The sequence below is a fragment of the Nodularia sp. UHCC 0506 genome, from assembly GCF_034931045.1.
GTDB lineage: Bacteria > Cyanobacteriota > Cyanobacteriia > Cyanobacteriales > Nostocaceae > Nodularia.
The window spans coordinates 25,326-28,702 of the sequence record NZ_JAYGHH010000001.1 but is presented as its reverse complement, the minus strand read 5'-3'; the positions used below and the strand labels follow the sequence as shown (position 1 = coordinate 28,702).

The window sequence follows — 3,377 nt, the reverse complement described above, 5'->3', positions numbered from 1 at the left end:
GTATTCAACCGGACTTGATATCAAACCCTCTTACCTCTGTGTCCTCTGTGCCTCTGTGGTTCGTTTATCAAATTAATCAACCTTAACTCAGCAGGAATGACAAAAGTTACCCTTCAAATCGCTTCACCTTCAGTAGAAACATTTCAGGAGACTATAGAAGAACGAAATGGAACTGTAGACATTCCCCAAATTTCCTGCAATGTAATTCATACAATTCCGGGAAGAGTGCGGTGGCGCGTGCCTCAGTTACGTTATGATGCCGATTATGCCCAGCGTCTGCAAACTTTAGTGAGATCAGATCCTCTAGTCACAAGCGTGAGAATCAATTCTGCCGCAGCTTCACTAGTTGTTAATTATAAACCCAGCGCAGTTACCGATGCCAAAATGCGATCGCGTTTGAGCTGTTTAATATTAGCGGCGAGTCAAGGGGGAATAGTTCTCACAGATACTCAAAAACCATCAACTACACTCGCCAAAGTTAATTCCTGGCCTGGTATGCAGTTCTCTGTAGCGGCTACCGGTTTAGCTGTGCTGCAAGGAAGTTTAGGATTACCCATACCGCCAATTATGGTAGTGGGAAGCATTGCCTTAGCCACATTTCCTGTATTTCAAAGAGCGCTGGCTGGTATTATAACACAACGAAAACTAAATATTGACTTTTTGGATTTTATGGCGATCGCCATCACCACATTCCAAGGTCGATTTCTCACACCAGCCTTGATGCTCAGTTTAATAGAAATTGGGGAAAATATCCGCGATCGCACTGCCCGGTCTTCTCAAATGCAAACCCTAGATTTACTCAACTCTCTAGGTCAATTTGTCTGGGTAGAACGGAATGGGGAAAAGCAACAAATTCCCATCCAAGATGTGCAGCGATGCGATATAGTCATTGTCTATCCTGGCGAACAAGTCCCCATTGATGGCAAAATTCTCCGGGGTAAAGCCTTATTCGATGAACAAAAACTCACAGGCGAGTCGATACCAGTCTTAAAAAATCCAGGACAAGCTGTTTTTGCTTCCACTTTAGTCAGAGAAGGGCAAGTTTATATTTTGGCAGAACGGGTAGGAAATCACACTCGTGCTGGACAGAGTATCCAGTTAATCCAAGCCGCCCCAGTCCATGATACCCGCATGGAAAACCAGGCGATTAAAATTGCTGAATTAGCTGTTATACCCACTTTGTTACTAGGTGGGGCAGTATTTGCCGTCACACGCAACCCGGCAAGGGTAGCTAGTGTCCTGACTTTGGATTTATGCACAGGGATTCGCGTATCAATTCCCACATCAGTTTTAGCTGCTCTCTCCTACGCCGCCCGCCAAGGTATTCTGATTCGTAGTGGTAGAGCTTTAGAACAACTAGCAGCAGTTGATACCATTGTTTTTGATAAAACTGGGACATTGACAAAAGGCGAAGTCACTGTGATGGAAGTGGAAAGTTGCCATCCCGAAATTTCCAGATTGGAAGTTTTAGCACTAGCGGCCGCCGCAGAACAGCGATTAACACACCCAGTAGCCGAGGCGATAATTCGCTACGCTGTAGCCCAGCAAGTAGAAATTCCCAAGCGGAAAAAGTGGAACTATGAACTGGGTTTAGGGGTACAAGCCGAAATTGAGGGCGAGATTGTTTATGTGGGGAGCGATCGCTTTTTGCGTCAGCAAGGCGTTAATATGGAGTCACTAAATGGAGAACAAAAATCAGCCAATTCCCTGATTTATGTTGCTAGTAACGGTCAACTCCAAGGTATAATTACATATAGTGATGTTCTGCGCCCAGAAAGTCGAGAAGTAATTAACAGCTTGTTGACAGTGGAAGGTGTGGAAGTTCATCTATTGACCGGAGATAACAGGGAAACAGCTAAAACTGTCGCTGCTGATTTAGGTATTTCCCCAAGTCATACCCACGCCGAAGCCTTTCCCGCAGAAAAAGCCGCAATTGTTAGTCAACTGCATGAACAAGGAAAAACAGTTGCATTCGTTGGTGATGGGATTAATGATTCGCCGGCTTTAGCCTACGCTGATGTGTCGGTGTCCTTTGGTGACGGTTCCGAAATTGCCCGTGAGACAGCAGATGTAGTGTTAATGCAGAATGATTTACACAGTTTACTCCAAGCGATCGCGATCGCGCGTCAGACAAAGCAACTAATTCAGCAAAACACCAACATTGTGGTTATTCCTAACTTAGCAGCAATGGCGATCGCAGTTGTATTCGGTCTGAACCCCTTAGCAGCGACAGTAATTAACAATGGTTCAACCATCATTGCCGGAGTCAACGGTTTGCGCCCAATTCTCAAACCTGCGTCTAATCAGACTCTACCATCAGAAAGATGAAATGGCAATCCCACGCAGATTAAGCTAAAGGGCTTACTTATAGAGTTAATTAATTATGGCACCTAAAATTACTGATTTCGTTGAAGATGCTGGCGCTCCTGGAATTATAGCCGGGATAGGAGCAGTATTACTAGCACCTGTCCTGATTCCTGTAGTTGCGGGAATTGGTAAACCCATAGCCAAGTCACTAGTCAAAGGTGGAATGGTCGCCTACGAAAAAAGCAAAGGCGCATTTGCAGAAATGGGCGAAACCTGGGAGGACATTATAGCAGAGGCGAAAGCTGAAATTGCTGAAGAAAGAGAAACACCAGCATTTGAAGTATCTGCTGACAACACAGGAGAACATGGCGACTAAATTAGCCATGAATTAAAAGTTTGTAGTGAGGACTTCAGTCCTCAAAATCAATAGGACTAACGCCGGAACTCCTTGAAACTCTCGTCTTGCGTAAGTCCTGAGAGGACTAAAGTCCTCACTACGAGCAGAAATATTATTTAGGAGGGCTACAGTGTGTTAACAAATAGTCATGGTAATCTCACTAAGTTAGCCAAAGTTCTGGAAAAAGCAAGTTTCAAAACCACAGCTAAACCGATATCAACTAAAATCGTTAGTAATACTCCCGGAAGACTACGTTTGAAAATTTCTCCACCTCATCGTCATCCTAGAGAAATGCAACGTATTACTAATGTCCTCAAGGCACAATCTCAGATCATTCAAGTACGAACAAATGTTAATTCTGGTAGTATGATCATCAACTATGATGGTAAAAATTCTACCTTAGAAAATGTGCTGACAACACTACTAGATTTAGACGTGACTTTTGCTGATATTACTGAGGGTAACTCCGAAGCAGCAGAGGACGTGAAACGTGCAGTCATTAACTTAAATAAACGATTTGAACAGGCGACAAGCGGTGAAGTTGATTTACGCTTTATTTTCCCTCTAGGCCTGAGTATGTTGGCTGTGAGACAAATTCTAGTTAAAGGTTTGCAACTAGAAATTATTCCTTGGTATGTTTTGGCATGGTATGCCTTTGATAGTTTTATGAAAC

3 protein-coding genes are annotated in these 3,377 nt (G+C 43.7%); all 3 read left to right on the top strand.

The window, feature by feature from the left end:
* Window positions 1–96: 96 nt before the first annotated feature.
* Window positions 97–2,328, top strand: a complete 2,232-nt coding sequence (locus VB654_RS00120) for a heavy metal translocating P-type ATPase (RefSeq protein ID WP_323211198.1) — start codon at window positions 97–99, stop codon at window positions 2,326–2,328.
* A 55-nt stretch (window positions 2,329–2,383) separates the two neighbouring features.
* Window positions 2,384–2,683 (top strand): DUF5132 domain-containing protein, encoded by a 300-nt coding sequence (locus VB654_RS00115; RefSeq protein WP_323211197.1) that lies wholly within the window; start codon window positions 2,384–2,386, stop codon window positions 2,681–2,683.
* A gap of 153 nt (window positions 2,684–2,836) precedes the next feature.
* Window positions 2,837–3,377 (top strand): HMA2 domain-containing protein (locus tag VB654_RS00110; protein ID WP_323211195.1); only part of this gene is annotated, 541 nt, incomplete at its 3' end.